Source organism: Citrobacter sp. Cpo032 (assembly GCF_030332975.1).
Classification (GTDB): domain Bacteria; phylum Pseudomonadota; class Gammaproteobacteria; order Enterobacterales; family Enterobacteriaceae; genus Citrobacter; species Citrobacter portucalensis.
Map to the genome: position 1 here is coordinate 46,657 of NZ_JAOWGU010000014.1, position 24,244 is coordinate 70,900.

Consider the following 24,244-nt stretch of genomic DNA (forward strand, 5'->3'; position numbering starts at 1 on the left):
ACAGCGAAACGATAGTGGCACAACGAGATTATGTACGTCGCGGCCAACCGGCACCTTCGCGGCGCAAGAAGAGCACATCACGGAAAAAACAACGCAATACGCCTGCGGTATCGCCCGCAATGGTTGCTATTGCTGCAGCCGTACTCGTGACCTTTATCGGTGGTCTGTACTTCATTACGCATCACAAGAAAGAAGAGTCCGAAACGCTGCAAAACCAGAAAGTCACCGGTAATGGCATTCCGCCAAAACCGGAAGAGCGCTGGCGATACATCAAAGAGCTGGAAAGCCGTCAGCCTGGCGTACGTGCGCCTACCGAACCGTCTGCGGGCGGCGAGGTGCTGAATGCCGACCAGCTAACCAATGAGCAGCGCCAGCTATTGGCGCAAATGCAGGCTGATATGCGTCAACAGCCGACACAGCTCAACGAAGTACCGTGGAACGAGCAAACGCCTGAACAGCGCCAGCAAACGCTGCAGCGTCAGCGTCAGGTGCAACAGCAGCAGTGGAATAACGCACAGCAGCAGGCTCAGCAGCCGCGTCCACGGGCAACAGAACAGCCGTATCAGCAGCAGCAAACGCGTACAGCACAAGCCGCGCCGGTACAGCAGCCGAAAGCGCAGCCAAAACCGGCGGCGCAACAGCCGTATCAGGATCTGCTGCAAACGCCTGCGCATACCACCGCCGCTCAGCCGAAAACGCAACCGGCCGCGCCAATAACGAATGAAACGCAACCGCCAAAACAGACGGCGGAGAAAAAAGATGAACGCCGCTGGATGGTTCAGTGCGGGTCATTTAAAGGCGCTGAGCAGGCAGAAACCGTGCGCGCGCAGCTGGCCTTTGAAGGGTTCAACTCGCGTATTACCACCAATAACGGCTGGAATCGCGTGGTCATTGGTCCGGTCAAAGGCAAAGAGAATGCCGACAACACCATCAGCCGCCTGAAGGTTGCTGGTCACACAAACTGCATTCGACTCGCCACTGGGGGTTGAAACCCCCAAAATCCCCCCCATCTATACTTGCATTACGCCCCGTACACTGTGCGGGGCCTGTACATTGCATTTGTAACCAAGGGGTCTGCTCGTGACAACAATAGTAAGCGTACGCCGTAACGGCCATGTGGTAATCGCCGGTGATGGTCAGGCCACACTGGGTAACACCGTAATGAAAGGCAACGTGAAGAAAGTCCGCCGTCTGTATAACGACAAAGTCATTGCGGGCTTTGCGGGCGGTACTGCCGATGCATTCACGCTGTTCGAACTGTTCGAACGCAAGCTGGAAATGCACCAGGGTCACCTGGTGAAAGCGGCCGTTGAACTGGCAAAAGACTGGCGTACCGACCGTATGCTGCGCAAACTCGAAGCGCTGCTGGCCGTCGCAGATGAAACGGCATCACTCATCATCACCGGTAACGGCGACGTCATCCAGCCAGAAAACGATCTGATTGCTATCGGCTCCGGCGGTCCCTACGCCCAGGCTGCTGCACGCGCTCTGCTTGAAAATACCGAGCTTGGCGCACGCGAGATTGCTGAGAAAGCGTTGGATATTGCAGGGGATATCTGCATTTATACCAACCACTTCCATACCATCGAAGAATTGAACTCCAAAGCGTAAGGATCCCCCATGTCTGAAATGACCCCACGCGAAATTGTCAGCGAACTGAACAAACACATCATCGGCCAGGATAACGCTAAGCGTTCCGTGGCGATCGCCCTGCGTAACCGCTGGCGTCGTATGCAGCTCAACGAAGAGTTGCGTCATGAAGTCACGCCGAAAAACATTCTGATGATTGGCCCGACCGGTGTCGGTAAAACCGAAATCGCCCGTCGTCTGGCAAAACTGGCCAACGCGCCGTTCATCAAAGTTGAAGCAACAAAATTCACCGAAGTCGGCTATGTTGGTAAAGAAGTAGATTCCATCATCCGCGATCTGACCGATGCTGCCATCAAAATGGTCCGTGTGCAGGCAATCGAGAAAAACCGCTTCCGCGCTGAAGAGATGGCGGAAGAGCGCATTCTCGACGTGCTGATCCCACCTGCTAAAAATAACTGGGGACAGTCAGAGCAGCCGCAGGAACCTTCTGCAGCGCGTCAGGCATTCCGAAAAAAACTGCGTGAAGGCCAACTGGATGATAAAGAGATCGAAATCGATCTCGCGGCCGCACCGATGGGCGTTGAAATTATGGCGCCTCCAGGAATGGAAGAGATGACCAGCCAGCTGCAGTCCATGTTCCAGAACCTGGGCGGTCAGAAGCAAAAACCGCGTAAGCTGAAAATCAAAGACGCGATGAAGCTGCTGATTGAAGAAGAAGCGGCCAAACTGGTGAACCCGGAAGAGCTGAAACAAGAAGCTATCGACGCCGTTGAGCAGCACGGGATCGTGTTTATCGACGAAATCGACAAAATCTGTAAGCGCGGCGAATCCTCCGGCCCGGACGTGTCCCGTGAAGGCGTACAGCGCGACCTGCTGCCGCTGGTTGAAGGCTGCACGGTCTCCACCAAGCACGGCATGGTGAAAACAGATCACATTCTGTTTATCGCTTCTGGTGCATTCCAGGTAGCCAAACCGTCCGACCTGATCCCAGAACTGCAGGGTCGTCTGCCGATTCGTGTCGAGCTGCAGGCGCTGACCACCAGCGATTTTGAGCGTATCCTTACCGAACCGAATGCCTCCATCACCGTCCAGTACAAAGCGCTGATGGCGACTGAAGGTGTGGACATCAACTTCACTGAATCCGGTATTAAACGCATTGCCGAAGCGGCCTGGCAGGTTAACGAAACCACCGAAAACATCGGTGCACGTCGTCTGCATACCGTTCTGGAACGTCTGATGGAAGATATTTCCTATGATGCGAGCGATTTGAACGGCCAAAGCATCACAATTGATGCCGAATATGTGAGCAAACATCTGGATGCGCTGGTCGCAGATGAAGATCTGAGCCGTTTTATCCTATAATCGCGTTCAATGCATTTTCATCACTGTTGATGGGGCTGATAAAGCCCCATTTTTATTGGCGCTAAATATGACTGAACAACAACAAATTAGCCGCTCACAAGCCTGGCTGGAAAGTTTACGACCTAAGACCTTACCGCTCGCCTTCGCGGCGATCATCGTCGGTACGGCATTAGCATGGTGGCAAGGATACTTCGATCCGCTGGTTGCTCTGCTGGCATTGATTACGGCAGGACTGCTGCAAATTCTGTCCAATCTCGCTAACGACTATGGCGATGCCGTTAAAGGCAGCGACAAACCCGACCGTATTGGACCGCTGCGCGGTATGCAAAAAGGGGTCATCACCCAACAGCAGATGAAGCGCGCGCTGATCGTCACCGTGGTGCTGATCTGTCTGTCCGGGCTAGCCCTGGTTGCTGTAGCCTGTCACACGCTGGCGGATTTTGTCGGTTTCCTGGTGCTCGGCGGTCTGTCGATTATCGCCGCGATCACCTACACCGTGGGTAATCGCCCTTACGGATATATCGGCCTGGGCGATATTTCTGTGCTGGTATTCTTCGGCTGGCTCAGCGTAATGGGAAGTTGGTATCTGCAGGCGCATACGTTGATTCCAGCGCTGATTCTGCCTGCCACCGCCTGCGGCCTGCTGGCAACCGCCGTGCTCAACGTCAATAACCTGCGCGATATCAACAGCGACAGAGAGAACGGCAAGAACACGCTGGTCGTACGTTTAGGTGCTGTCAATGCCCGCCGCTACCACGCCTGTCTGCTGATGGGCACGCTGGTCTGTCTGGCACTGTTCAACCTGTTCTCACTGCAAAGCCTGTGGGGATGGCTGTTTATCCTCGCCGCTCCGCTGCTGATCAAACAGGCTCGCTATGTAATGCGCGAGATGGACCCGGCTGCAATGCGTCCGATGCTGGAACGCACCGTAAAAGCGGCATTGTTAACTAACCTGCTGTTTGTCGTTGGAATTTTCTTAAGTCAGTGGTCTCTTTAACTGACAAATATCAATTAACAATTGATGATTTTGCCAACAGTACACATAGCGCGATATACTAAAAATTCTCGCAGCAACTGAACGTTAAGCCTATGAAATACGATACATCCGAGCTTTGTGACATCTATCAGGAAGATGTCAACGTCGTGGAACCGCTGTTCTCTAACTTTGGGGGACGGTCGTCGTTTGGCGGACAAATCATCACGGTAAAATGTTTCGAGGACAACGGGTTGCTGTACGATCTGCTCGAACAAAACGGCCGTGGTCGCATTCTGCTGGTCGATGGCGGCGGTTCTGTTCGTCGTGCGCTGGTCGATGCCGAACTGGCACGGCTGGCCGTACAGAATGAATGGGAAGGTCTGGTCATCTACGGCTCAGTACGCCAGGTAGACGATCTGGAAGAACTGGATATCGGCATTCAGGCGATTGCCGCTATTCCGGTAGGTGCCTCAGGTGAAGGCATTGGGGAAAGCGATGTACGCGTCAACTTCGGTGGCGTGACGTTCTTCTCCGGCGACCACCTGTACGCCGATAACACCGGGATAATCCTCTCCGAAGACCCGCTCGATATCGAGTAAGCGAAAAAGGCCATCAGCAAATTTGATGGCCTTTTTTTCATTCATTTGATTCGTAATGAATGACTTTAATATCATACTTTTTATATTTTTCTTCGACAACGATACTCATCGTCTCACGACTGACAGGATAAGTTTCGATATAAGCATTTAATTTATCCTCAGCTATCTGAATGCCACTCTTTTGTATCCCGGTAAAAATTATCTCACTGCGTTGAAGATGACTACCATCATCTGCATAGCTTACAAAAAACCAGTCGTTAGATATCCTTGGAGCCTGTTTAAGAGGTTTCGGTGTTAGCAGATGATAAAATAATAAATTCTGCTGAGTGTAGATTTTTTCTGTATAGATGCTCACCATAAAATGACAATAAAATAGCGCAATAAAAAGCATAAACACAATAATAAATCCTGATCTCCTGGATTTCATATGTGAAGTTCCCGAACATAATCAGGATTAGCAATAGGTCTTATTACATCCATAAATAAAGGTAATTCACCCGAATAGGGTTCATGTCTCTTATCTTTATTGATAGGGTCAGGAAACAGTAACGGAATAACACTTTTATTCTTAAACTCACCAACTGGGCCATAGAAGTCCCAGATTCGATAAGCCTTTTCTTTCGAGCATATCTGAAGGTAAGAGGTGTAATCTGCATAATTTACCGCTTGGTAAAAACCAAATAGATTTGAGACCAAATCTTCAGCACTATAACCACTATCCGTTAAATAAACATAAGGCCAAAAGTCCTGTAAGGACTCAAAGCGATGTGACGTACCTAAGAATATTGATAAAGCAATACCTTGTAAGGTTCGCTCCTGCAATCCTCGGCGCACCATAAATCTACGATATATACCAGTATTGATATTTATGCCATGAATGTTTTTGGACATACTTTGATGATAATTCACTTCATAAAACTCACTATCACCACCACGAGGCCTTGTCATTTCAAACCATAATTTTTCAGCCCCTGCCGGATTAGCATGGCCTAAATCAATCAATCCTAAATTATCTGTATAGATAAGACCATATCTAATATCTCTGGTGATAAGTCGATCCGAATCATCAATAATATCGTTTCTTTTTGTCATATCGTATTCTTTGATATTTAAAAAATACGATATCCTAATCTCTACATAGCAAAAAGGCATCCATTATGGATGCCTTTTTCAAGAAATCAGAATTAGACTTCTTCCATACGACCCAGCAGGGCATGCAGACGATCCTGCCAGCCGCTCTGCTGTTCTTTCAGGCTGTTGTTCTCACGCTCCAGTTCTTCACGCTGCTGCTGTGCAGTCTGAACTTCCTGCGACAGTGAGTTGTTCTTTTCTTTCAGCTCTTCGATTTCCATCTGCAACAGCGTGATGGTATCAATCGCCTGCTGTACTTTTGCTTCCAGTTTCTCAAACACTTCTAATGACATCGTCATACCTCTCCTGAATTGCAAGGCGTTGATGGATAAAAATCCTCGTCCCGATAACCGGCGACGCCTTAATAAAAACGAGCGCACTCTACTTAACACCGATTGTATGAAGCCGCGTCATCCCTGTCCAGCGGCATCCCGCGCAGATTGCGGTTTGCAACACTTTTAGTCTTTCTCCTGGTGACATTACTGTCATAACTCTTAAGTGTTAACAGGTTGATCAGTGAAATGATTCAGCTCACACTATTTTTGTATAACAAATACCTCACAATGGCGCGAAAACGCTCATTTTGTTGATGCAGTACACACATTTTAATTTCGATATTTCTCGTTTTTGCGCGTTAACGATAAATTAACAGTGTGCCTACCGGCTCCGGGGATGTCAGTGACCTTCTCGCACACAATAAACATTAAACTCTCTTCAGGATCCGATTATGAGTCAAACATCAACCTTAAAAGGCCAGTGCATTGCTGAATTCCTCGGTACCGGGTTGTTGATTTTCTTCGGTGTGGGCTGTGTCGCTGCACTTAAAGTGGCTGGGGCTACTTTCGGTCAGTGGGAAATCAGTGTCATCTGGGGTCTGGGGGTAGCGATGGCTATCTATCTGACCGCAGGCGTTTCTGGTGCACACCTGAATCCCGCGGTAACCATCGCACTCTGGCTGTTCGCCTGTTTTGATAAACGCAAAGTTGTTCCTTTTATTATTTCTCAAATTGCCGGCGCCTTTTGCGCAGCGGCACTGGTTTACGGGCTTTATTACAATCTTTTCCTCGATTTCGAACAAACCAACCATATCGTACGCGGCAGTACCGAGAGCCTGGGTCTGGCAGGTACTTTCTCCACCTATCCGAACCCGCATATCAATTTTGTGCAGGCCTTCGCGGTTGAAATGGTCATTACCGCTATTCTAATGGGGCTGATTCTGGCTCTGACCGACGATGGTAACGGTGTACCTCGTGGTCCGCTGGCACCACTGCTGATCGGCTTGTTGATTGCCGTTATTGGTGCTTCCATGGGTCCGCTGACAGGTTTTGCGATGAACCCGGCACGTGACTTCGGACCGAAACTCTTCGCCTGGATGGCCGGATGGGGTGAGATTGCCTTCACGGGTGGTCGCGATATCCCTTACTTCCTGGTTCCGGTGTTTGGCCCGATTACCGGCGCGATTTTGGGCGCATGGGCATATCGCAAACTGATTGGTCGTCATTTACCGTGCGATGTCTGCGCGATTGAAGAAAAAGACGTTGCGGCCAACACTCAACAAAAAGCTTCGCAGTAATGTGACTACGGGACAAAAAATTATGACTGAAAAAAAATATATCGTTGCGCTCGACCAGGGCACCACCAGCTCCCGCGCGGTCGTAATGGACCACGATGCGAATATCGTTGCCGTTTCACAGCGCGAATTCGAACAAATTTACCCGAAAGCAGGTTGGGTAGAACATGACCCGATGGAAATTTGGGCGACCCAAAGCTCCACGCTGGTAGAAGTTCTGGCGAAAGCCGATATCAGTTCCGATGAAATTGCAGCGATCGGTATTACCAACCAGCGTGAAACCACCATTGTCTGGGAACGCGAAACCGGTAAACCTATCTATAACGCGATTGTGTGGCAGTGTCGTCGTACCGCGGAAATCTGCGAAAAGCTCAAGCGCGACGGTATGGAAGAGTACATCCGTAATAATACAGGTCTGGTCATTGACCCGTACTTCTCCGGCACCAAAGTGAAGTGGATCCTCGACCACGTAGAAGGCTCACGTGAGCGCGCTCGTCGCGGCGAACTGCTGTTCGGTACCGTAGATACCTGGCTTATCTGGAAAATGACGCAGGGACGTGTACACGTCACGGATTACACCAACGCCTCACGTACCATGCTGTTCAACATCCACTCCCTGGACTGGGATGACACGATGCTGGATGCGCTGGATATTCCGCGTGCAATGCTGCCGGAAGTACGTCGTTCTTCTGAAGTGTACGGCCAAACCAACATCGGTGGTAAAGGCGGCATTCGTATTCCTATCTCCGGTATCGCTGGTGACCAGCAGGCGGCGCTGTTTGGCCAGCTGTGCGTGAAGGAAGGGATGGCGAAAAATACTTACGGTACCGGCTGCTTCATGCTGATGAACACCGGCGAGAAAGCCGTTAAGTCCGAAAACGGACTGCTGACCACCATCGCCTGCGGACCGACCGGGGAAGTGAACTACGCGCTGGAAGGTGCGGTATTTATGGCTGGCGCATCTATCCAGTGGCTGCGTGATGAAATGAAACTCATCAGCGATGCGTTCGACTCCGAATATTTCGCCACCAAAGTGAAAGACACCAACGGCGTGTACGTCGTTCCGGCATTTACTGGCCTGGGTGCACCATACTGGGACCCGTATGCTCGCGGCGCCATCTTTGGTCTGACCCGTGGGGTAAACTCCAACCACATCATCCGTGCCACGCTTGAGTCTATTGCATATCAGACTCGTGATGTTCTGGAAGCAATGCAGGCTGACTCCGGTATTCGCCTGCACGCCCTACGCGTCGATGGCGGTGCGGTCGCCAACAACTTCCTGATGCAGTTCCAGTCCGACATTCTCGGCACGCGCGTTGAGCGCCCGGAAGTCCGCGAAGTCACCGCATTGGGTGCGGCATACCTGGCCGGTCTGGCAGTAGGCTTCTGGCAGAATCTGGATGAGCTGCAGGAAAAAGCGGTCATCGAGCGTGAATTCCGCCCAGGCATCGAAACCACCGAACGTAACTTCCGTTACAGCGGCTGGAAAAAAGCGGTCAAACGCGCCATGGCGTGGGAAGATCACGACGAGTAATACGTCATAGCCGGATGGCAACTGTGCCTTATCCGGCAATATCTTCGTGCGGGGGCAACCCCGCACACACATCAATAATCTCGCCCCCTCCCCTGTGCTACACTTCGCGCCATTCCTTTCAGCTACGAGTTTGCAATGAGACGAGAACTTGCCATTGAATTTTCACGCGTGACCGAAGCGGCCGCGCTGGCTGGCTATAAATGGCTGGGCCGCGGCGACAAAAATACCGCTGACGGCGCGGCGGTAAACGCCATGCGTATTATGCTCAACCAGGTCAATATCGACGGCACCATCGTGATTGGCGAGGGTGAGATCGATGAAGCACCGATGCTGTTTATCGGTGAGAAAGTCGGGACCGGTCTTGGTGATGCGGTCGACATCGCCGTCGATCCTATCGAAGGCACACGCATGACGGCAATGGGTCAGGCAAACGCGCTGGCCGTACTGGCTGTTGGCGATAAAGGCTGCTTCCTGAACGCGCCAGACATGTACATGGAAAAGCTGATTGTCGGCCCAGGCGCAAAAGGGTCTATCGACCTGAACCTGTCGCTGGAAGCCAACCTGCAGAACGTTGCCGCTGCACTCAATAAGCCGCTGAGTGAACTGACCGTCACCATTCTGGCCAAGCCACGCCATGATGAAACGATCGCCGAAATGCAAAAATTGGGCGTGCGCGTCTTTGCTATTCCAGACGGTGACGTTGCTGCCTCCATTCTGACATGCATGCCAGACAGTGAAGTTGACGTGCTGTACGGCATTGGCGGCGCACCGGAAGGCGTCGTTTCGGCCGCCGTTATCCGCGCGCTGGACGGTGACATGCAGGGCCGTTTGCTGGCACGTCATGACGTCAAAGGCGACAGTGAAGAAAACCGTCGCATTGGCGAACAGGAACTGGCTCGTTGCGCCGCCATGGGCATTGAAGCGGGCAAAGCGCTGCGTCTCGATGAAATGGCGCGTAGCGACAACGTCATTTTCTCTGCCACCGGCATCACCAAAGGCGATTTGCTGGAAGGGATTAGCCGCAAAGGTAATATCGCGACCACCGAAACGCTGCTGATCCGCGGTAAATCACGTACGATCCGCCGCATTCAGTCGATTCACTACCTCGATCGCAAAGATCCCGATGTGCAGGCGCACATCCTGTAATTGATTTGATCAATAGAGCCTTCCAGCCCATATGGGCTGGAAATCTTTCGTCCAACGAACGAAGATAAGGCAATCAAAGCAGACAGGAGAGAACCATGGCAGATTGGGTAACAGGCAAAGTCACGAAGGTACAGAACTGGACCGATGCCCTGTTTAGTTTGACCGTGCGAGCTCCGGTTCTTCCTTTCACTGCAGGTCAATTCACCAAGCTTGGCCTTGAGATCGAGGGCGAGCGCGTCCAGCGCGCCTATTCTTACGTCAATGCCCCTGATAACCCCGATTTAGAGTTTTATCTGGTGACGGTTCCCGACGGCAAACTCAGCCCTCGTCTGGCAGCACTGAAGCCTGGCGATGAAGTCCAGGTGGTGAGTGAAGCTGCTGGTTTCTTCGTGCTGGATGAAGTCCCCGATTGCGACACGCTGTGGATGCTGGCAACCGGCACGGCTATCGGCCCATACTTGTCGATTCTGCAATTAGGCAAAGACCTGGATCGCTTCAAAAATCTGGTGCTGGTCCACGCCGCGCGCTATGCCGCCGATTTGAGCTATCTGCCGTTGATGCAGGCGCTGGAAAAGCGCTACGAAGGTAAATTACGCATCCAGACGGTGGTCAGCCGTGAAACCGTGGCAGATTCGCTGACCGGGCGTGTACCGGCGCTAATTGAAAGCGGTGAACTGGAAAAAGCGGTCGGGCTGCCAATGGATAAAGAAACCTGTCATGTGATGCTGTGCGGAAACCCGCAGATGGTACGCGACACGCAGCAGTTGCTGAAGGACACCCGGCAGATGACCAAACACCTGCGCCGCCGACCAGGCCATATGACCGCAGAGCACTACTGGTAAGAACGTTTCAATGCCCGGTAAACACCCGGGCATTTTGCCGGATGGCGCTTACACTTATCCGGCCTACGAGTCAGCTCTGTACTTTACGTCCTGCGTATCCTTACCATATTTATTTGCGTCCTGGGTGCCAATGAACGCACCCAGATCGATAAGCATGCCGACCAGAATCAACGTTGGAACAAAGCGGCCTACCGCCCATTGCCAGACGCCGGGTAACATCGCCCAATTTCCGGCCAGCAGCATCCACGCCAGAATCATCAACAGCGCCCACGCTCCGGAACGCCCCCGGTCATGCAGACGTTTTACCGTCACTGCCGCCGTTGGCCATAGCAGACACACCAGACAAAAAGCCGCGGTCTGAATATCGAGTAATTGTTTGCTCGCCAGCGAAAACAAAACCAGCATGCCGACGATCCATAGGCCAATCCAAATCCAGAAATCACGGCGCCCGATGCGCCCTTTAAATGAGAATAACCACTGCTGTATGGTCATGTAAGTTCCTTTATTATTACCTTCCAGAACAGTTTACCCTTTTGACAAGCTCGACGGTTACCGTTTTAATCGTGAGCAGTGAGAATGAAAGGTACGATTGATGAAGCACGGATTTACACTGTTTTTATTATTGTTTTCAGCCTTAACCGCCAGCCCTGCGGCATTGGCGGAAGAGCCATCGACGGCAACCACAGCCCCCTATTTACTGGCGGGCGCGCCGACCTTTGACCTGTCGATTAGCCAGTTTCGCGAAAACTTTAATACACAGAATCCGAAGCTGATCCTGAATGAGTTCCGCGCCATCGACAGCAGTCGCGATCGGGCAAATCTCACCCGCGCGGCCAGCAAAATCAATGAAAACCTGTATGCGTCTTCCGCCCTTGAGCGCGGCACCCTGAAAATCAAAAGCATGCAAATAACCTGGTTACCAATTCAGGGACCAGAGCAAAAGGCAGCTAAAGCGAAAGCGCTGGAATACATGACCGCCGTCATCCGCACCGTCGCACCGCTACTGACGAAGGAACAGAGCCAGAAAAAGCTACAAAAACTGCTCGCCGCAGGCAAAGGTAAGCACTATTACGCCGAAACAGAAGGCGCAATTCGCTATGTCGTAGCAGATAACGGTGAAAAGGGGCTGACCTTCGCTGTTGAACCGATTAAGCTGGCTCTATCTGAAAACCTCGAAGGGTCGAATTCCCCCTAAATTATTCACGTTTCAGGAAGGCGGCGACGCAACGAATCCCCAGGAGCTTACATCAGTAAGTGACTGGGGTGAGAGAGTACAGCCAACGCACCTGCAACGTGGAGAATGACGGGGAAATGACAAAAAGCAAAGCCTTTCGGGGGATGAATCTCTATACTGTTTCACAGACCATGCTGCCCTGAGGGGCGGCCATATTCCTTAATTCGCTGACAAGCGTGGAGAAATGAAATGCGACATCCTTTAGTGATGGGTAACTGGAAACTGAACGGCAGCCGCCACATGGTAAACGAACTGGTTGCTAATCTGCGTAAAGAACTGGCTGGCGTTGCTGGCTGTGCAGTAGCGATTGCTCCGCCGGAAATGTATATCGACCTGGCGAAACACGCCGCTGCCGGTAGCCACATCATTCTGGGCGCGCAGAACGTTGACCTGAACCTGTCTGGCGCATTCACTGGTGAAACAAGTGCTGAAATGCTGAAAGACATCGGCGCACAGTACATCATTATCGGTCACTCTGAGCGTCGTACTTACCACAAAGAATCTGACGAGCTGATCGCTAAAAAATTCGCCGTGCTGAAAGAGCAGGGTCTGACTCCAGTTCTGTGCATCGGTGAAACCGAAGCAGAAAACGAAGCGGGCAAAACTGAAGAAGTTTGTGCACGTCAGATCGACGCGGTTCTGAAAACTCAGGGCGCGGCAGCATTCGAAGGCGTCGTTATCGCTTACGAACCAGTATGGGCTATCGGTACCGGTAAATCTGCAACTCCTGCTCAGGCTCAGGCTGTTCACAAATTTATTCGTGACCACATTGCTAAAGCTGACGCGAAAATCGCTGAGCAAGTAATCATCCAGTACGGCGGTTCTGTAAACGCAGCTAACGCGGCAGAACTGTTTGCTCAGCCGGACATCGACGGCGCGCTGGTTGGTGGTGCTTCTCTGAAAGCAGACGCCTTCGCCGTCATCGTTAAAGCAGCAGAAGCCGCTAAACAGGCTTAAGTTGTTAAGGCGGGAGGAGCACTCCTCCCGCTGTATTAACTACCAGTATCCCAACCAGTGCCACCAGAAGGCGCCGGTCACCCCCCAAATGGTCAGGTTGACCACACTCATCACCAGGCCCGTTTTCCACCACTCCGCCAGCGTGACATAGCCCGAACCAAAGATGATCGGCGCAGTACCCGTGCCATAGTGCGTGAGCGACATCATCAGGGAGGAGGAGAAACCGAGCATTAAACCAAGCAATGCTGGCGGCGCGCCGAGGCCTAATCCTGCGGCGAAGAACGCAGCGAACATAGCCGTAATATGCGCAGTAGTGCTGGCGAAAAAGTAGTGCGAGTAGACGTAAAGCAGAATCAACAGCAGCGTTGCAACACTCCAGTGCACGCCAAGATGGTCGATTGCGCTACCAACGCTGGTTGCCAGCCATCCCACCAACCCCAGTTTGCTGAGAAAATCCGCCATCATCACCAGCGCGGCAAACCAGACTATCGTATCCCATGCCCCGCGGCATTTAAGAATGTCATCCCAGCTCAATACGCCCGCCATCAATAGAATCGACAAACCAATTAACGCGGCGCTAGTGGGGTTTACGCTCCAGGCACTGCCCATCAGCATCGCTGGAACACCCGCCCACAGGCAGAGCAGCAAAATGAACACTGCCAGGGTAATTTTTTCTGCCAGTGATAGTGGACCCAGCGCATCCAGTTTTTGCCGCGCGAACTGCGGCGCATTTGGCGTGCGCGTGATAGCTGGCGGATAGAGCCACCAGATTACAATCGGCATGACAACCAGTGATACCAGAGCGGGAAGAAGCGCCGCAATAGCCCACATTCCCCAGGTCATGTTCAGCACGCCATCCGTCCCCTTCGTCAAAAAGCTGACGATTAACGGGTTAGGTGCGGTCGCGGTGATGAACATTGCCGAGCTTATCGGGTTAATGTTGTAGTTCACCAGCGCGAGATAACGGCCCGTTGAGCCATTCTCGGCATGGCCTGGCTGCGAGCCGAGGCTTTCCGCAATCGCCCGCATTACCGGGTGGATAATGCCGCCTCCACGCGCGGTATTGCTTGGCGTTACGGGTGCAATTAGCGTTTCCGCAAGGGTTAATGCCCACGCAATACCCAGCGTTCTTTTACCAAATAGCGCAATAAACCCGTAGCCAATACGCGCTCCCAGGCCAGTCTTTAACAGACTTTGCGACAGCATAATGGATAAACCAATCAACCAGATTAACTGGTTAGAAAAGCCACTCAACGCATCGTTCAACGCCGCGGAGGGTTTACCGGGGTTAGTGACGCCGGTCATCGCCACCAGCATAATCGCCACAACCGCAATGGCGCCAATGGGCATGGCTTTACCGATAATCGCTGCGATCGTACCTATGAACAACGCCAGCAGGTGCCACGCTTGCGGGGTTACGTCAGGAGGACACGGGATAACAAACCAGATGGTCAGCGTAATCATGAGCGAGATGATGGCAGGCCAACAGCGGATAGGGGTCAAACTGTCCATGAATCAATCCTTGAGTTTCCAGTGCGCAAATCTGCGCTCAGGCATTAACCGATATTGCCGCGCATAATACAATTCACTCACAAAACATAAAATTAACATTTTGATACAGCTACAGTTTTCCTAACACCGTAAACCAGGCGTAATCCAGCGGCAGAAGAATCAAATACGTTGCCGCCGCCAGCACCATACACAGCAGCATCCCCGCCCTCGCAGGCACTTTCCCAAGCGCCATCGCCACAACAATTGGTGAAGCCTGATACGGCAACAGTGGCGTGGAATAACCCAGCACCTGGATCATAATCACCGACAGCAGCGGGAATCCCGTCGCATCGGCAAAACTTTGCGCCAACGTGGTATACAACGCCGGAACACCGTTTGCCGTCATAATAAAATTGAGTGCAGTGGTAATACCGGTCAGCGCGAGGAAACTGGTAAACGGCTTTTCCGCATCCAGCGGCATCACCTGTAACAGCGCTTCGCCAACGGCGCTACCAATACCGGTCTGCGTGACAGTGATCGCCAGCCCCAGAATACCCGCTACATAAATACAGGTACGAATGTTGACCCCAGTGGAAAACTCGTCGCCATTGATAAAGCCAACCCGTGGTAGCAATGTGATAACTGCCGCCGCCAGCCCGGTCCACGCAGGGCCAATGCCGTGCCAGCTTTCGCTTACCCACAAGAACAGCACCACCGCTAACATCCAGGCTAGACGTTTTTCATCCCGGCTCATCGGCTCCGGCGGCGTGAGATCGCGCGGCGCATGCGGCTTGCCAGGGAACAACCAGTAGATAAGCACAATGAGCACCGCGCCTTTAAGCCAACCCAGAACCGGCGTATGCAGCAGCAAATAGGGAAGATAATTGAGGTGGATGCCGTAAGAGCCTTCCGCCGCGCCGCTCATCACCAGATTCGGTACGTTTGCGGGTAAAATCGTCGCAGAAAGCTGGAACGTCCCAAACCCGACGGCCAGTGCCAGACCATACCAGGCGCGCGTGCCGTCGTTAATTCCAGCCCGTTTCGCCATCGCCGCGACAATCGGCATCAGCAGCGCAATGCGGCCCATGTTGGATGGCATCACAAATGCCAGCGCGTAACTCAGCAGCACTACGCTCGCCACCATTAACGGCCAGGAATCAGTCAACCTCGATGACAGCGCCCTCGCCGCCCTGTCCGCCAGCCCCGTTTTACGAATCGCGATACCCAGTACAAAACCGCTAAACACCAGCCAGAATGCGGAGGACGCAAAGCCGCCAAAAATCACATCCGGTGGCGCGATTTTGGCGACCATCGCCACGGCAAAGAACAGCAGCGCCGTTATAAACTCCGGCAGCAGCGACGTAGCCCAGAGCAGAATGGTGATACCAACCACCAGAGAGGGGATAAACAGAGGGTGTGTAAGCCAGAGCGACATGCCTGTCTCCTGTTGTTTTTTTCAACAAGAATACGGGGACAGGCATGCGGAGTAAACGCCAGATTAGGTGGGGTTAACGCAGAATATCACATTGATGATCCTGAATTTCCTCAGCGGAGGCGAGATTCAGAGCCAGCAGATTGCGCTGAGTAGCCAGCAGGACAAAGGATTCGTCGCTCTGGCGCACCATCGCCAACGCATAGCTGCCCATATGCTCACGCGCATCCGGCACCTCTTCCGCCAGCATCATAAACGGGCTGCGTTGTGCCAGTTCATTTTCCGTGACGCGACGCGCCAGATATTCATGACCGCGCAGCCCACCCGGTAATGGTAGCCAGCGGGTGCTGATTTTCGCCAGGTTGTCATCCAGCTGCTTTCTGACATCGGTTCGCAGGCAGGAGATATGAATATGCAGATGATTTTGCGTACGCCCGCTACGTGAGTTAATGGTCAGAGAGACTGCTTTGTCAGGGATTTCCTGGCCGTATTTTTGGCTCATAAAGCTACGTGCCTGCCAGGCCAGCCAGAAAAAGTTCGGCGTGCCTGATTTCAACAGCAGCGGACTTTCCGTACCGTTGATCCGCCAGGTAGGCATCAACAGATATTGCAGTGGGCCGTTACGGTCTTTGAACACCACATATCCGGCATCCGGCTTTACTTCAGCGCATGGGGCGGGGTCCTGCTGCTGCAACTGGTGCGGCAGGCATTGCTGAAGAACGATCTGGCGTAATGCGTCCGGGTTGCCGGTGAATTTCCAGTACCCGATACCTGCAGCGGCGGCGACCACTATCACCGCCAGTAAAAGATAGCCTGCTTTTTTCATTACGCGTTTCCTGTATCCCATTGAAGGGCAAGAGTAACGCAAAACCATGACAAATAAAAAACCCGGTCGCGTTAGGCCACCGGGTCGGTAAATCAGAGACTTATTTATCGTTTACTGATTTGGTCGAACGTACCGCCGTTAGAGAAGTGCTCTTTCTGCGCTTTCGTCCAGCCGCCAAACTCTTCGTCGATAGTGAACAGCTTCAGCTTCGGAAATGCGTTTTCGTATTTCTTCGCGACTTCTGCATCACGTGGACGGTAGAAGTTTTTCGCTGCTATCTCCTGACCTTCCGGCGAGTAGAGATACTTCAGGTAAGCTTCCGCCACCGCTTTGGTATCTTTCTTTTCCACCACTTTATCAACCACGGATACGGTCGGCTCCGCGAGGATAGATTCACTCGGGGTCACTATCTCGAATTTATCTTTGCCCAGCTCGTTCGTTGCCAACAGCGCTTCGTTTTCCCAGGCAATCAGCACATCACCGATACCACGTTCAACGAAGGTATTGGTTGAGCCACGTGCGCCAGAATCGAGTACCTCAACGTTTTTATACAGGGCCTTCACAAAGTCTTGTGCCTTGGCCTGATCGTTGTTGTTGTGGTGCAGGGCATAGCCCCATGCCGCCAGATAGTTCCAGCGAGCTCCGCCGGAGCTTTTCGGGTTTGGCGTAATGACCGACACGCCCGGTTTGATTAAATCGTTCCAGTCATGAATTTGTTTGGGATTGCCTTTGCGGACCAGGAACACGATGGTGGAGGTGTAAGGCGCAGAATTATCCGGCAGGCGTTTAATCCAGTTTTTATCGATACGGCCACGTTCAGCAATGGCATCCACGTCGTAAGCAAGTGCCAGCGTCACAACATCGGCTTCAATGCCGTTGATGACGGAAGTCGCCTGTTTACCCGAACCGCCATGCGACTGGCGGATCACAACGTTGTCGCCCGTTTCCTGCTTCCAGTGCGCGCTGAAGGCCTTATTGTACTGCTCGTACAATTCACGCGTTGGATCGTACGATACGTTAAGTAACTGAATATCCTTTGCCAGAACGCTGGTCGATGCCAGCAATAATGTTAACCCTACGCCCCATTTGTTCATCGCCCAGCTCTCTTAGGTAGTGTTGTGATGAGCAAAGCGTGCCAGAAAGGAATCCAAACATTAAAGAATAAAAAAAGATTTGCTATAACTTGGGGGAATATATGGAGTCGAGTTTTTGCCTGATGGCGCTACGCTTATCAGGCCTACGATTTGCATCATGTAGGCCGGATAAGGCGCAAGCCGCCATCCGGCAATTGCAATTAGTACAGTTTTTTCGCGCAGTCCAGCCAGTCACCTTTGAACGGACGCTTCATGTTTTCGATAGCGTCGATGATGTCGTGGTGAACCAGCTGCTCGTTCTGAATACCTACGCAGCGACCGCCGTGACCTTCCAGCAGAAGTTCAATGGCATAGGCGCCCATACGGGATGCCAGGATACGGTCGTAAGGAACCGGGGAACCACCACGCTGAATGTGACCCAGTACGGTTGCACGCGTTTCACGACCCGTTTCTTTCTCAATGTAATGCGCCAGTTCGTCAACGTCACACATGTGTTCAGTGATCGCTACGATTGCGTGTTTTTTACCTTTCGCGATGCCCGCTTTGATTTCAGTAACCAAATCGTCACGGCTGAATTCCACTTCCGGAACCACCACGAACTCACAGCCACCGGCAATCGCTGCTGCCAGGGTCAGGTCACCACAGTAGCGGCCCATCACTTCAACGATAGAAATACGCTGGTGAGAAGAAGAGGTATCACGCAGGCGGTCAATCGCTTCGACAACGGTACCCAGAGCGGTGAAGTAACCGATGGTGTAGTCGGTACCTTTGATATCGTTATCGATAGTGCCCGGCAGACCGATGCATGGGAAGCCCATTTCGGTCAGGCGTTTTGCACCCATGTAAGAACCGTCACCCCCGATAACAACCAGGGCGTCGATGCCACGCTTCTTCAGGTTTTCGATCGCCACCGCACGTACGTTTTCATCACGGAATTCCGGGAAGCGAGCAGAACCGAGGAAAGTACCGCCACGGTTGATCATGTCGGACACGCTGTAGCGGTCAAGCTGGACCATACGGTCTTCATACAAACCCAGGTAGCCATCATGGATCCCCATGACTTCCAGCCCTTCCGTCAACGCTGCACGTACAACACCACGGATTGCTGCGTTCATGCCCGGCGCATCACCGCCGCTTGTCAACACACCGATTTTCTTAATCATGACTACCTCTGAACTTTGGAATGCAAAATGAAATCTGCTGCCGGAAGTCGATTCCGCATATCGAAACGATCCAACGAATATGCAGATAGTATAACAATCACTTCCTGCTGAATTGATTCAGGTCAGGCCAAATGGTGGTAATTTATACACAAAATGCTGGCCCGGTTCACTTTTTTTACAACGAATTATGAAAGCTCAAACATCTTGCCTTCCTTGGGTACGACTGAACAGGGATCCTGATGAATGATGACATCCGATCCCGGGAAACGCCGTAAAATTGCCTGCTCAACCTGTTCGGCCACTAAATGCGCCTGAACGAGCGGCAGATTATCTTCCATTTCCAAATGAATCTGAACAAAGCGGGTCGGCCCTGACTGCCGCGTGCGAAGATCGTGAGCGCCGCTGACTCCAGGCCATGACGTCACGATATCAATAATTTCCTGACGTTCCTCATCGGGTAAAGCGCGATCCAGCAAAGATTGCACTGCCTCATACCCCATGCGTAATGCGCTATATAAAATATAGATGCCAATCCCGAGCGCAAACAAGGCATCTGCACGATGCCAGCCATACCATGCCAGCCCGAGCGCAATGAGAATCGCACCGTTCATCATAACATCAGACTGATAATGAAGCATATCTGCCCGAACGGCCTGACTTTGCGTGCGCTTCACTACCCAGCGCTGAAACGAGACCAGAATGATTGTACACACTAACGCAATGATGGTGACAACCACCCCAACGCCAGGATCTTTCATCGGCGTGGGTTGGATGAGATGCTGAATCCCGGTCAGGAATAAAAACAGCGCCGAACCAGAAATAAACATGCTTTGCGCCAACGCCGCCAGCGATTCCGCTTTTCCGTGTCCGAACGTATGTTCATCATCTGCGGGCTGCAGCGAATAGCGCACCACCAACAGGTTGGTTAACGACGCCGCGATGTCCACCAGAGAATCCACCAGTGCAGCCAGAATACTGACCGATCCGGTGTACCACCACGCGAAAATTTTGATCAAAAGTAACAGCGATGCCATCACGGTCGCCGCGATTGCCGCCCTGCTCACCAGCCGCCCATAGGTTTGATTCATAAACACTCCTGCCAGGATATGCCGCTAGTATAACGGATGAAGTAAAACAGTCAGGCAATAACCGAGGGACAAATTTTGGGCAAAAAAAACCCCCACATCATGTGGGGGAAGACAGGGATGGTGTCTATGGCAAGGAAAACAGGGTTACTACTGGGAACGTGAGTTGCTACTACTCAATAAATTCAACGATGAGCTTTTTTTCCAGTGCGCTACATCGCGCAGTTGCTCCATTCGTTGTTCATGTTTCTCATTTAAAACCGCTTGCTGCTCTGGCGTTAACAGGCGATACATCTGGTTGCGGATCCTGGCTATTTCAACCTGGCGGGCAACCTGTTCTTGCGCCATTCTTTCTGCCTGAGCGCGCACTGCGCTTTCATCAAATTTCTCTGCGGTGACAAGGCGATGCATTGTCTCCATTTCGCTAACATTAACAGGAGGCTGTTCGTGTCTTGCCTGCTGCATTAAATCTCGCATCTGTTGACGTTGATGTTCGGTTAAACTGATACCGTCAAACATGTGGCTCTGAACGCTGCGTTGCGATGAGCCTTCACCCAGGTGCCAGTGATCGCCTGTGACGACTTCAGCTGCATGGCTAAATGTACTGAGTGCCAGCGTTGAGGCCATGACGGCAGCGGTAACTTTGCCCATCACTTGCTCCCAAAATCTTTTCTGTCGCGATTCAACGAGAGACAGTTTACGATTCGGGCTGCAAACATGCGTCAGGGGGTGTAAAACAACGTAAAGTCATAGATTAGCGACGCCTGATGACGTAATTTCTGCCTCGGAGGTACGTAAACAATGAATAAAATCCTGTTAGTTGATGATGACCGAGAGCTGACTTCCCTGTTAAAGGAGTTGCTCGAAATGGAAGGTTTCGATGTGCTGGTTGCCTATGATGGGGAACAGGCGCTTGAGCTTCTGGATGACAGCATCGATTTACTTTTGCTCGACGTCATGATGCCGAAGAAAAACGGCATTGATACGCTGAAAGCACTTCGTCAGACACACCAGACACCCGTAATCATGCTGACCGCTCGCGGCAGCGAATTGGATCGCGTACTTGGCCTTGAGCTGGGCGCGGACGACTATTTACCTAAACCGTTTAACGACCGTGAACTGGTCGCGCGCATCCGCGCTATTCTGCGTCGCTCACACTGGAGCGAACAGCAGCAGAACAGCGATAACGGTTCGCCGACGCTGGAAGTTGATGCGTTAAGCCTTAATCCGGGTCGCCAGGAAGCCAGCTTTGACGGGCAAATTCTGGAGTTAACCGGCACCGAATTCACCCTGCTCTATTTGCTGGCTCAGCATCTCGGTCAGGTGGTTTCGCGTGAGCACCTGAGCCAAGAAGTGCTGGGCAAACGCCTGACGCCTTTCGATCGCGCGATCGACATGCATATCTCGAACCTGCGTCGTAAGCTGCCAGAGCGTAAAGACGGACACCCGTGGTTTAAAACCCTGCGTGGTCGCGGCTACCTGATGGTCTCCGCTTCATGATAGGGAGCTTAACCGCACGCATCTTTGCCATCTTCTGGTTGACGCTGGCGCTGGTGTTGATGTTGGTACTGATGTTACCCAAGCTCGACTCACGCCAGATGACCGAGCTACTGGACAGCGAGCAGCGCCAGGGGTTAATGATTGAGCAACATGTTGAAGCTGAACTGGCGAACGATCCACCCAACGATTTGATGTGGTGGCGTCGCTTGTTTCGGGCGATAGACAAGTGGGCGCCGCCAGGACAGCGGCTATTACTTGTTACGACGGAAGGACGCGTGATCGGCGCAGAACGCAACGAAATGCAGATCATTCGTAACTTTATTGGTCAGGCCGATAACGCCGACCATCCGCAAAAGAAAAAATACGGTCGCGTTGAGATGGTCGGGCCTTTCTCCGTCAGAGACGGTGAAGATAACTACCAGCTGTATCTCATACGACCTGCCAGCAGCTCACAATCTGACTTTATCAACCTGCTGTTCGACCGACCGCTGTTGTTGCTGATCGTCACCATGTTAGTCAGCTCACCGCTATTGCTTTGGCTTGCCTGGAGTCTGGCGAAACCGGCGCGTAAGTTGAAAAACGCGGCGGATGAAGTAGCTCAGGGTAACCTACGTCAACATCCTGAGCTGGAAGCCGGTCCGCAGGAGTTCCTGGCGGCAGGCGCAAGCTTTAACCAGATGGTGACGGCATTGGAACGGATGATGACCACACAGCAACGCCTGCTGTCGGACATCTCCCACGAGCTGAGAACACCGCTAACGCGTCTGCAACTGGGCACCGCTCTGCTGCGCCGTCGTAGCGGTGAGAGCAAAGAGCTGGAGCGCATTGAAACAGAAGCTCACCGACTGGACAGCATGATCAACGACCTGCTGGTGATGTCACGTAATCAGCAGAAAAACGCGCTGGTCAGCGAAACAGTGAAAGCTAATCAGCTTTGGGGTGAAGTGTTGGATAACGCCGCCTTTGAAGCTGAGCAGATGGGTAAATCACTCACGGTGAATTTCCCGCCGGGTCCGTGGCCGCTGTACGGTAACCCAAATGCGTTGGAAAGTGCGCTGGAAAACATTGTGCGCAATGCCCTGCGCTATTCACATACGAAGATTGAAGTTGGCTTCGCGGTGGATATCGACGGGATTACCATCACCGTGGACGACGATGGCCCAGGCGTTAGCCCTGAAGACAGAGAACAGATTTTTCGTCCGTTCTATCGTACCGATGAGGCGCGCGATCGCGAGTCTGGCGGAACAGGTCTGGGTCTGGCGATTGTGGAAACCGCGATCCAGCAGCATCGTGGCTGGGTGAAGGCCGAAGACAGCCCGCTGGGTGGTTTACGGCTGGTGATTTGGTTACCGCTGTATAAACGCGCTTAACAGGCTTCCCCGGTCATTTATTGCCGGGGAAGCACTCACGTTATGCTGCCGCAGCCGCTAGCTTTTGCTTTTTAATCCGCTTCACCAGAATTGTCGAACAGATAAAGCCCATTAAGCTGAACGCAATCATCACGCTAAAGACATAGTTGTAGCCAGTGATGCCGCTATTGGTATCCAGCAAATAGCCGTACAACGTGTACGCAAACATCGCTGGCATATAACCGATGATGCAACCAAATGCCATTGCCGAGCCCGCATACTCACGTGGGGTACCGATCTCATCCATCGGCGCGAAGAAAATGGCGCGCTGTGAGAAGATAATCGCTCCGAACCCTAATGTCGCCGCCATACCGATATACACGTTCATTGTTTGATGCGGTAACTGCATGAACACAAGCATCGCCACAGCAGAGATCAGGAACGTCCACTTCAGATACACTGTCGGTGATTTAGCAACTTTATCTGCCAACATTCCACCAATCGGCCCGCCTACCATTTTTAACGCATACTGGTTGATGATGCCGTACGCACCGACGAGAGCTACCGGCAGCATATAGATATCTTTTAAGAACGGGATAAAGTAAGTCAGTCCACAGTACGCGGCATAAACGAAGAAAATACCTAAAGAAGCCAGCCAAACATTAGGGCAGGACAAAACATGTTTGATACCCTTTAACACTTCCATGTTGGCACTGGTTTTCTCGCCGCCTTTCACTTTGTCATCATCGACAATAAAGTACGTCACAATACCTGCCACAAGCGTAATTACCGTATAGAACAACAGGCCCGCCTGCATCCCCGCTTTACCTTCACCAAACTGGACGAAGACAAACAGAGCACCAGATGCAACGATAACATCCACCACGCCACGTCCGGCTTCTAAAAAGCCGAACATGCGTCCTTGTTCTTCTTTCGTTCCCAGCAAACGAACGGCTTTCAGCAATACCGGCCAATAAACCACATCGGCAAAGAAAGCCATCGCGGCAAAGCAAATGAGATAACCAGTAAATGACGGTAGCGTTGCCAGATATAAACCACATAACCCAACGCCAATCAGACCGAACGGTAATAATATTTTCTTGGAGTAACGATCTGCGATATAGAGAGAAAGAAAAAGTCCAGTTGTCTGAACAATCGTATAAACCGTAAAGCTCAACCCAATTTGCGTATTAGTTAAACCCCAGTCATTCTGCATTGGCACATAGAAAACATCTTTCATACTTGAAAGCTTGAATATCGTGCCGCCGCCTAAAATCAAAAAACAGAGCCTTGCCCATTTATTCATGAACATGATTAAACCCTCATTGCTTGTTGAGAGAAATATCTAAATTAAATTGTATAA

General features: G+C 52.0%; 25 protein-coding genes. 13 read left to right on the forward strand and 12 right to left on the reverse strand.

The features are described from left to right. Nucleotides 1-14 precede the first annotated feature (14 nt). The 5 genes from ftsN (at nucleotide 15) to rraA (ending at nucleotide 4,527) form a co-directional block, all read left to right on the forward strand. Nucleotides 15-989 carry a cell division protein FtsN gene (gene ftsN, locus OGY33_RS00250; RefSeq protein WP_071692614.1) on the forward strand — a complete coding sequence of 325 codons (975 nt, stop codon included), beginning with the start codon at nucleotides 15-17 and terminating at the stop codon, nucleotides 987-989. Between the two features lie 91 nt (nucleotides 990-1,080). Further along, nucleotides 1,081-1,611, forward strand: coding sequence for an ATP-dependent protease subunit HslV (hslV, locus tag OGY33_RS00255; RefSeq protein WP_003028805.1), 531 nt, complete (start codon nucleotides 1,081-1,083; stop codon nucleotides 1,609-1,611). Nucleotides 1,612-1,620: 9 nt separating this feature from the next. Then, nucleotides 1,621-2,952, forward strand: coding sequence for an ATP-dependent protease ATPase subunit HslU (hslU, locus tag OGY33_RS00260; protein ID WP_003028803.1), 1,332 nt, complete (start codon nucleotides 1,621-1,623; stop codon nucleotides 2,950-2,952). A gap of 67 nt (nucleotides 2,953-3,019) precedes the next feature. Continuing rightward, nucleotides 3,020-3,949: a 1,4-dihydroxy-2-naphthoate polyprenyltransferase gene (gene menA / locus OGY33_RS00265; protein WP_003825185.1), complete on the forward strand. Its 930-nt coding sequence runs from the start codon at nucleotides 3,020-3,022 to the stop codon at nucleotides 3,947-3,949. A 92-nt stretch (nucleotides 3,950-4,041) separates the two neighbouring features. Continuing rightward, entirely contained in the window at nucleotides 4,042-4,527 is a 486-nt protein-coding gene (gene rraA / locus OGY33_RS00270; RefSeq protein ID WP_008787034.1) for a ribonuclease E activity regulator RraA, read from the forward strand. A 37-nt stretch (nucleotides 4,528-4,564) separates the two neighbouring features. On the opposite strand, the gene OGY33_RS00275 is transcribed toward rraA, so the two are convergent. The 3 genes from OGY33_RS00275 to zapB form a co-directional block, all read right to left on the reverse strand. Beyond that, nucleotides 4,565-4,954, reverse strand: a complete 390-nt coding sequence (locus OGY33_RS00275) for a hypothetical protein (protein ID WP_003825190.1) — start codon at nucleotides 4,952-4,954, stop codon at nucleotides 4,565-4,567. Next, nucleotides 4,951-5,619: a hypothetical protein gene (locus OGY33_RS00280; protein ID WP_191238955.1), complete on the reverse strand. Its 669-nt coding sequence runs from the start codon at nucleotides 5,617-5,619 to the stop codon at nucleotides 4,951-4,953. Before OGY33_RS00280 ends, OGY33_RS00275 begins: the two co-directional genes overlap by 4 nt. 92 nt (nucleotides 5,620-5,711) lie before the next feature. Next, on the reverse strand, nucleotides 5,712-5,957 hold the full coding sequence (gene zapB, locus OGY33_RS00285) for a septal ring assembly protein ZapB (protein ID WP_095533156.1): 246 nt from the start codon (nucleotides 5,955-5,957) through the stop codon (nucleotides 5,712-5,714). Nucleotides 5,958-6,385: 428 nt separating this feature from the next. Between zapB and OGY33_RS00290 the strand changes: the two genes are divergently transcribed. The 4 genes from OGY33_RS00290 to fpr all read left to right on the forward strand — a co-directional run bounded on the left by OGY33_RS00290 (nucleotide 6,386) and on the right by fpr (nucleotide 10,750). After that, on the forward strand, nucleotides 6,386-7,231 hold the full coding sequence (locus tag OGY33_RS00290; RefSeq protein ID WP_008787032.1) for an MIP/aquaporin family protein: 846 nt from the start codon (nucleotides 6,386-6,388) through the stop codon (nucleotides 7,229-7,231). 22 nt (nucleotides 7,232-7,253) lie between these two features. Continuing rightward, nucleotides 7,254-8,762, forward strand: a complete 1,509-nt coding sequence (gene glpK, locus OGY33_RS00295; protein WP_032945601.1) for a glycerol kinase GlpK — start codon at nucleotides 7,254-7,256, stop codon at nucleotides 8,760-8,762. Nucleotides 8,763-8,897: 135 nt separating this feature from the next. Beyond that, nucleotides 8,898-9,908, forward strand: coding sequence for a class II fructose-bisphosphatase (gene glpX / locus OGY33_RS00300; RefSeq protein ID WP_008787030.1), 1,011 nt, complete (start codon nucleotides 8,898-8,900; stop codon nucleotides 9,906-9,908). A 95-nt stretch (nucleotides 9,909-10,003) separates the two neighbouring features. Continuing rightward, complete coding sequence (fpr, locus tag OGY33_RS00305; protein WP_048215185.1) at nucleotides 10,004-10,750, forward strand: ferredoxin--NADP(+) reductase; 747 nt, start codon at nucleotides 10,004-10,006, stop codon at nucleotides 10,748-10,750. Between the two features lie 63 nt (nucleotides 10,751-10,813). Here fpr and OGY33_RS00310 read toward each other — a convergent pair whose 3' ends face one another. Continuing rightward, nucleotides 10,814-11,242, reverse strand: coding sequence for a DUF805 domain-containing protein (locus OGY33_RS00310; protein ID WP_008787028.1), 429 nt, complete (start codon nucleotides 11,240-11,242; stop codon nucleotides 10,814-10,816). A 100-nt stretch (nucleotides 11,243-11,342) separates the two neighbouring features. On the opposite strand from OGY33_RS00310, the gene OGY33_RS00315 reads away from it, so the two are divergent. Both OGY33_RS00315 and tpiA read left to right on the forward strand, forming a co-directional pair. Then, a complete protein-coding gene (locus OGY33_RS00315; protein ID WP_032945595.1) occupies nucleotides 11,343-11,945 on the forward strand; it encodes a YiiQ family protein in 603 nt (200 codons plus the stop codon). A 228-nt stretch (nucleotides 11,946-12,173) separates the two neighbouring features. Continuing rightward, a complete protein-coding gene (gene tpiA / locus OGY33_RS00320; RefSeq protein WP_003028783.1) occupies nucleotides 12,174-12,941 on the forward strand; it encodes a triose-phosphate isomerase in 768 nt (255 codons plus the stop codon). A 39-nt stretch (nucleotides 12,942-12,980) separates the two neighbouring features. Here tpiA and OGY33_RS00325 read toward each other — a convergent pair whose 3' ends face one another. The 7 genes from OGY33_RS00325 to cpxP form a co-directional block, all read right to left on the reverse strand. Then, nucleotides 12,981-14,453: a DASS family sodium-coupled anion symporter gene (locus tag OGY33_RS00325; protein ID WP_191238956.1), complete on the reverse strand. Its 1,473-nt coding sequence runs from the start codon at nucleotides 14,451-14,453 to the stop codon at nucleotides 12,981-12,983. Between the two features lie 109 nt (nucleotides 14,454-14,562). Beyond that, the gene (locus tag OGY33_RS00330) at nucleotides 14,563-15,867 is read right to left on the reverse strand and encodes an SLC13 family permease (protein WP_191238957.1); all 1,305 of its coding nucleotides are present in this window, start codon (nucleotides 15,865-15,867) and stop codon (nucleotides 14,563-14,565) included. Nucleotides 15,868-15,940: 73 nt separating this feature from the next. Further along, complete coding sequence (locus OGY33_RS00335) at nucleotides 15,941-16,690, reverse strand: CDP-diacylglycerol diphosphatase (protein ID WP_020996109.1); 750 nt, start codon at nucleotides 16,688-16,690, stop codon at nucleotides 15,941-15,943. 104 nt (nucleotides 16,691-16,794) lie between these two features. Beyond that, a complete protein-coding gene (gene sbp, locus OGY33_RS00340) occupies nucleotides 16,795-17,784 on the reverse strand; it encodes a sulfate/thiosulfate ABC transporter substrate-binding protein Sbp (RefSeq protein ID WP_032945592.1) in 990 nt (329 codons plus the stop codon). A gap of 200 nt (nucleotides 17,785-17,984) precedes the next feature. Further along, a complete protein-coding gene (pfkA, locus tag OGY33_RS00345) occupies nucleotides 17,985-18,947 on the reverse strand; it encodes a 6-phosphofructokinase (RefSeq protein WP_003825214.1) in 963 nt (320 codons plus the stop codon). A gap of 185 nt (nucleotides 18,948-19,132) precedes the next feature. Beyond that, on the reverse strand, nucleotides 19,133-20,035 hold the full coding sequence (fieF, locus tag OGY33_RS00350; protein WP_191238958.1) for a CDF family cation-efflux transporter FieF: 903 nt from the start codon (nucleotides 20,033-20,035) through the stop codon (nucleotides 19,133-19,135). A gap of 147 nt (nucleotides 20,036-20,182) precedes the next feature. Beyond that, nucleotides 20,183-20,683 (reverse strand): cell-envelope stress modulator CpxP, encoded by a 501-nt coding sequence (gene cpxP, locus OGY33_RS00355; protein ID WP_008787022.1) that lies wholly within the window; start codon nucleotides 20,681-20,683, stop codon nucleotides 20,183-20,185. Nucleotides 20,684-20,833: 150 nt separating this feature from the next. Between cpxP and cpxR the strand changes: the two genes are divergently transcribed. Together cpxR and cpxA are read left to right on the forward strand one after the other, a co-directional pair. Next, nucleotides 20,834-21,532 (forward strand): envelope stress response regulator transcription factor CpxR, encoded by a 699-nt coding sequence (gene cpxR / locus OGY33_RS00360; RefSeq protein ID WP_003028763.1) that lies wholly within the window; start codon nucleotides 20,834-20,836, stop codon nucleotides 21,530-21,532. Further along, nucleotides 21,529-22,902 carry an envelope stress sensor histidine kinase CpxA gene (cpxA, locus tag OGY33_RS00365; RefSeq protein WP_003028758.1) on the forward strand — a complete coding sequence of 458 codons (1,374 nt, stop codon included), beginning with the start codon at nucleotides 21,529-21,531 and terminating at the stop codon, nucleotides 22,900-22,902. The genes cpxR and cpxA overlap by 4 nt, the downstream gene beginning before the upstream one ends. A gap of 40 nt (nucleotides 22,903-22,942) precedes the next feature. Here the strand turns inward: cpxA and OGY33_RS00370 are convergent, their stop codons facing one another. Further along, nucleotides 22,943-24,187 (reverse strand): MFS transporter, encoded by a 1,245-nt coding sequence (locus OGY33_RS00370; protein WP_103015331.1) that lies wholly within the window; start codon nucleotides 24,185-24,187, stop codon nucleotides 22,943-22,945. Nucleotides 24,188-24,244: the final 57 nt, after the last annotated feature.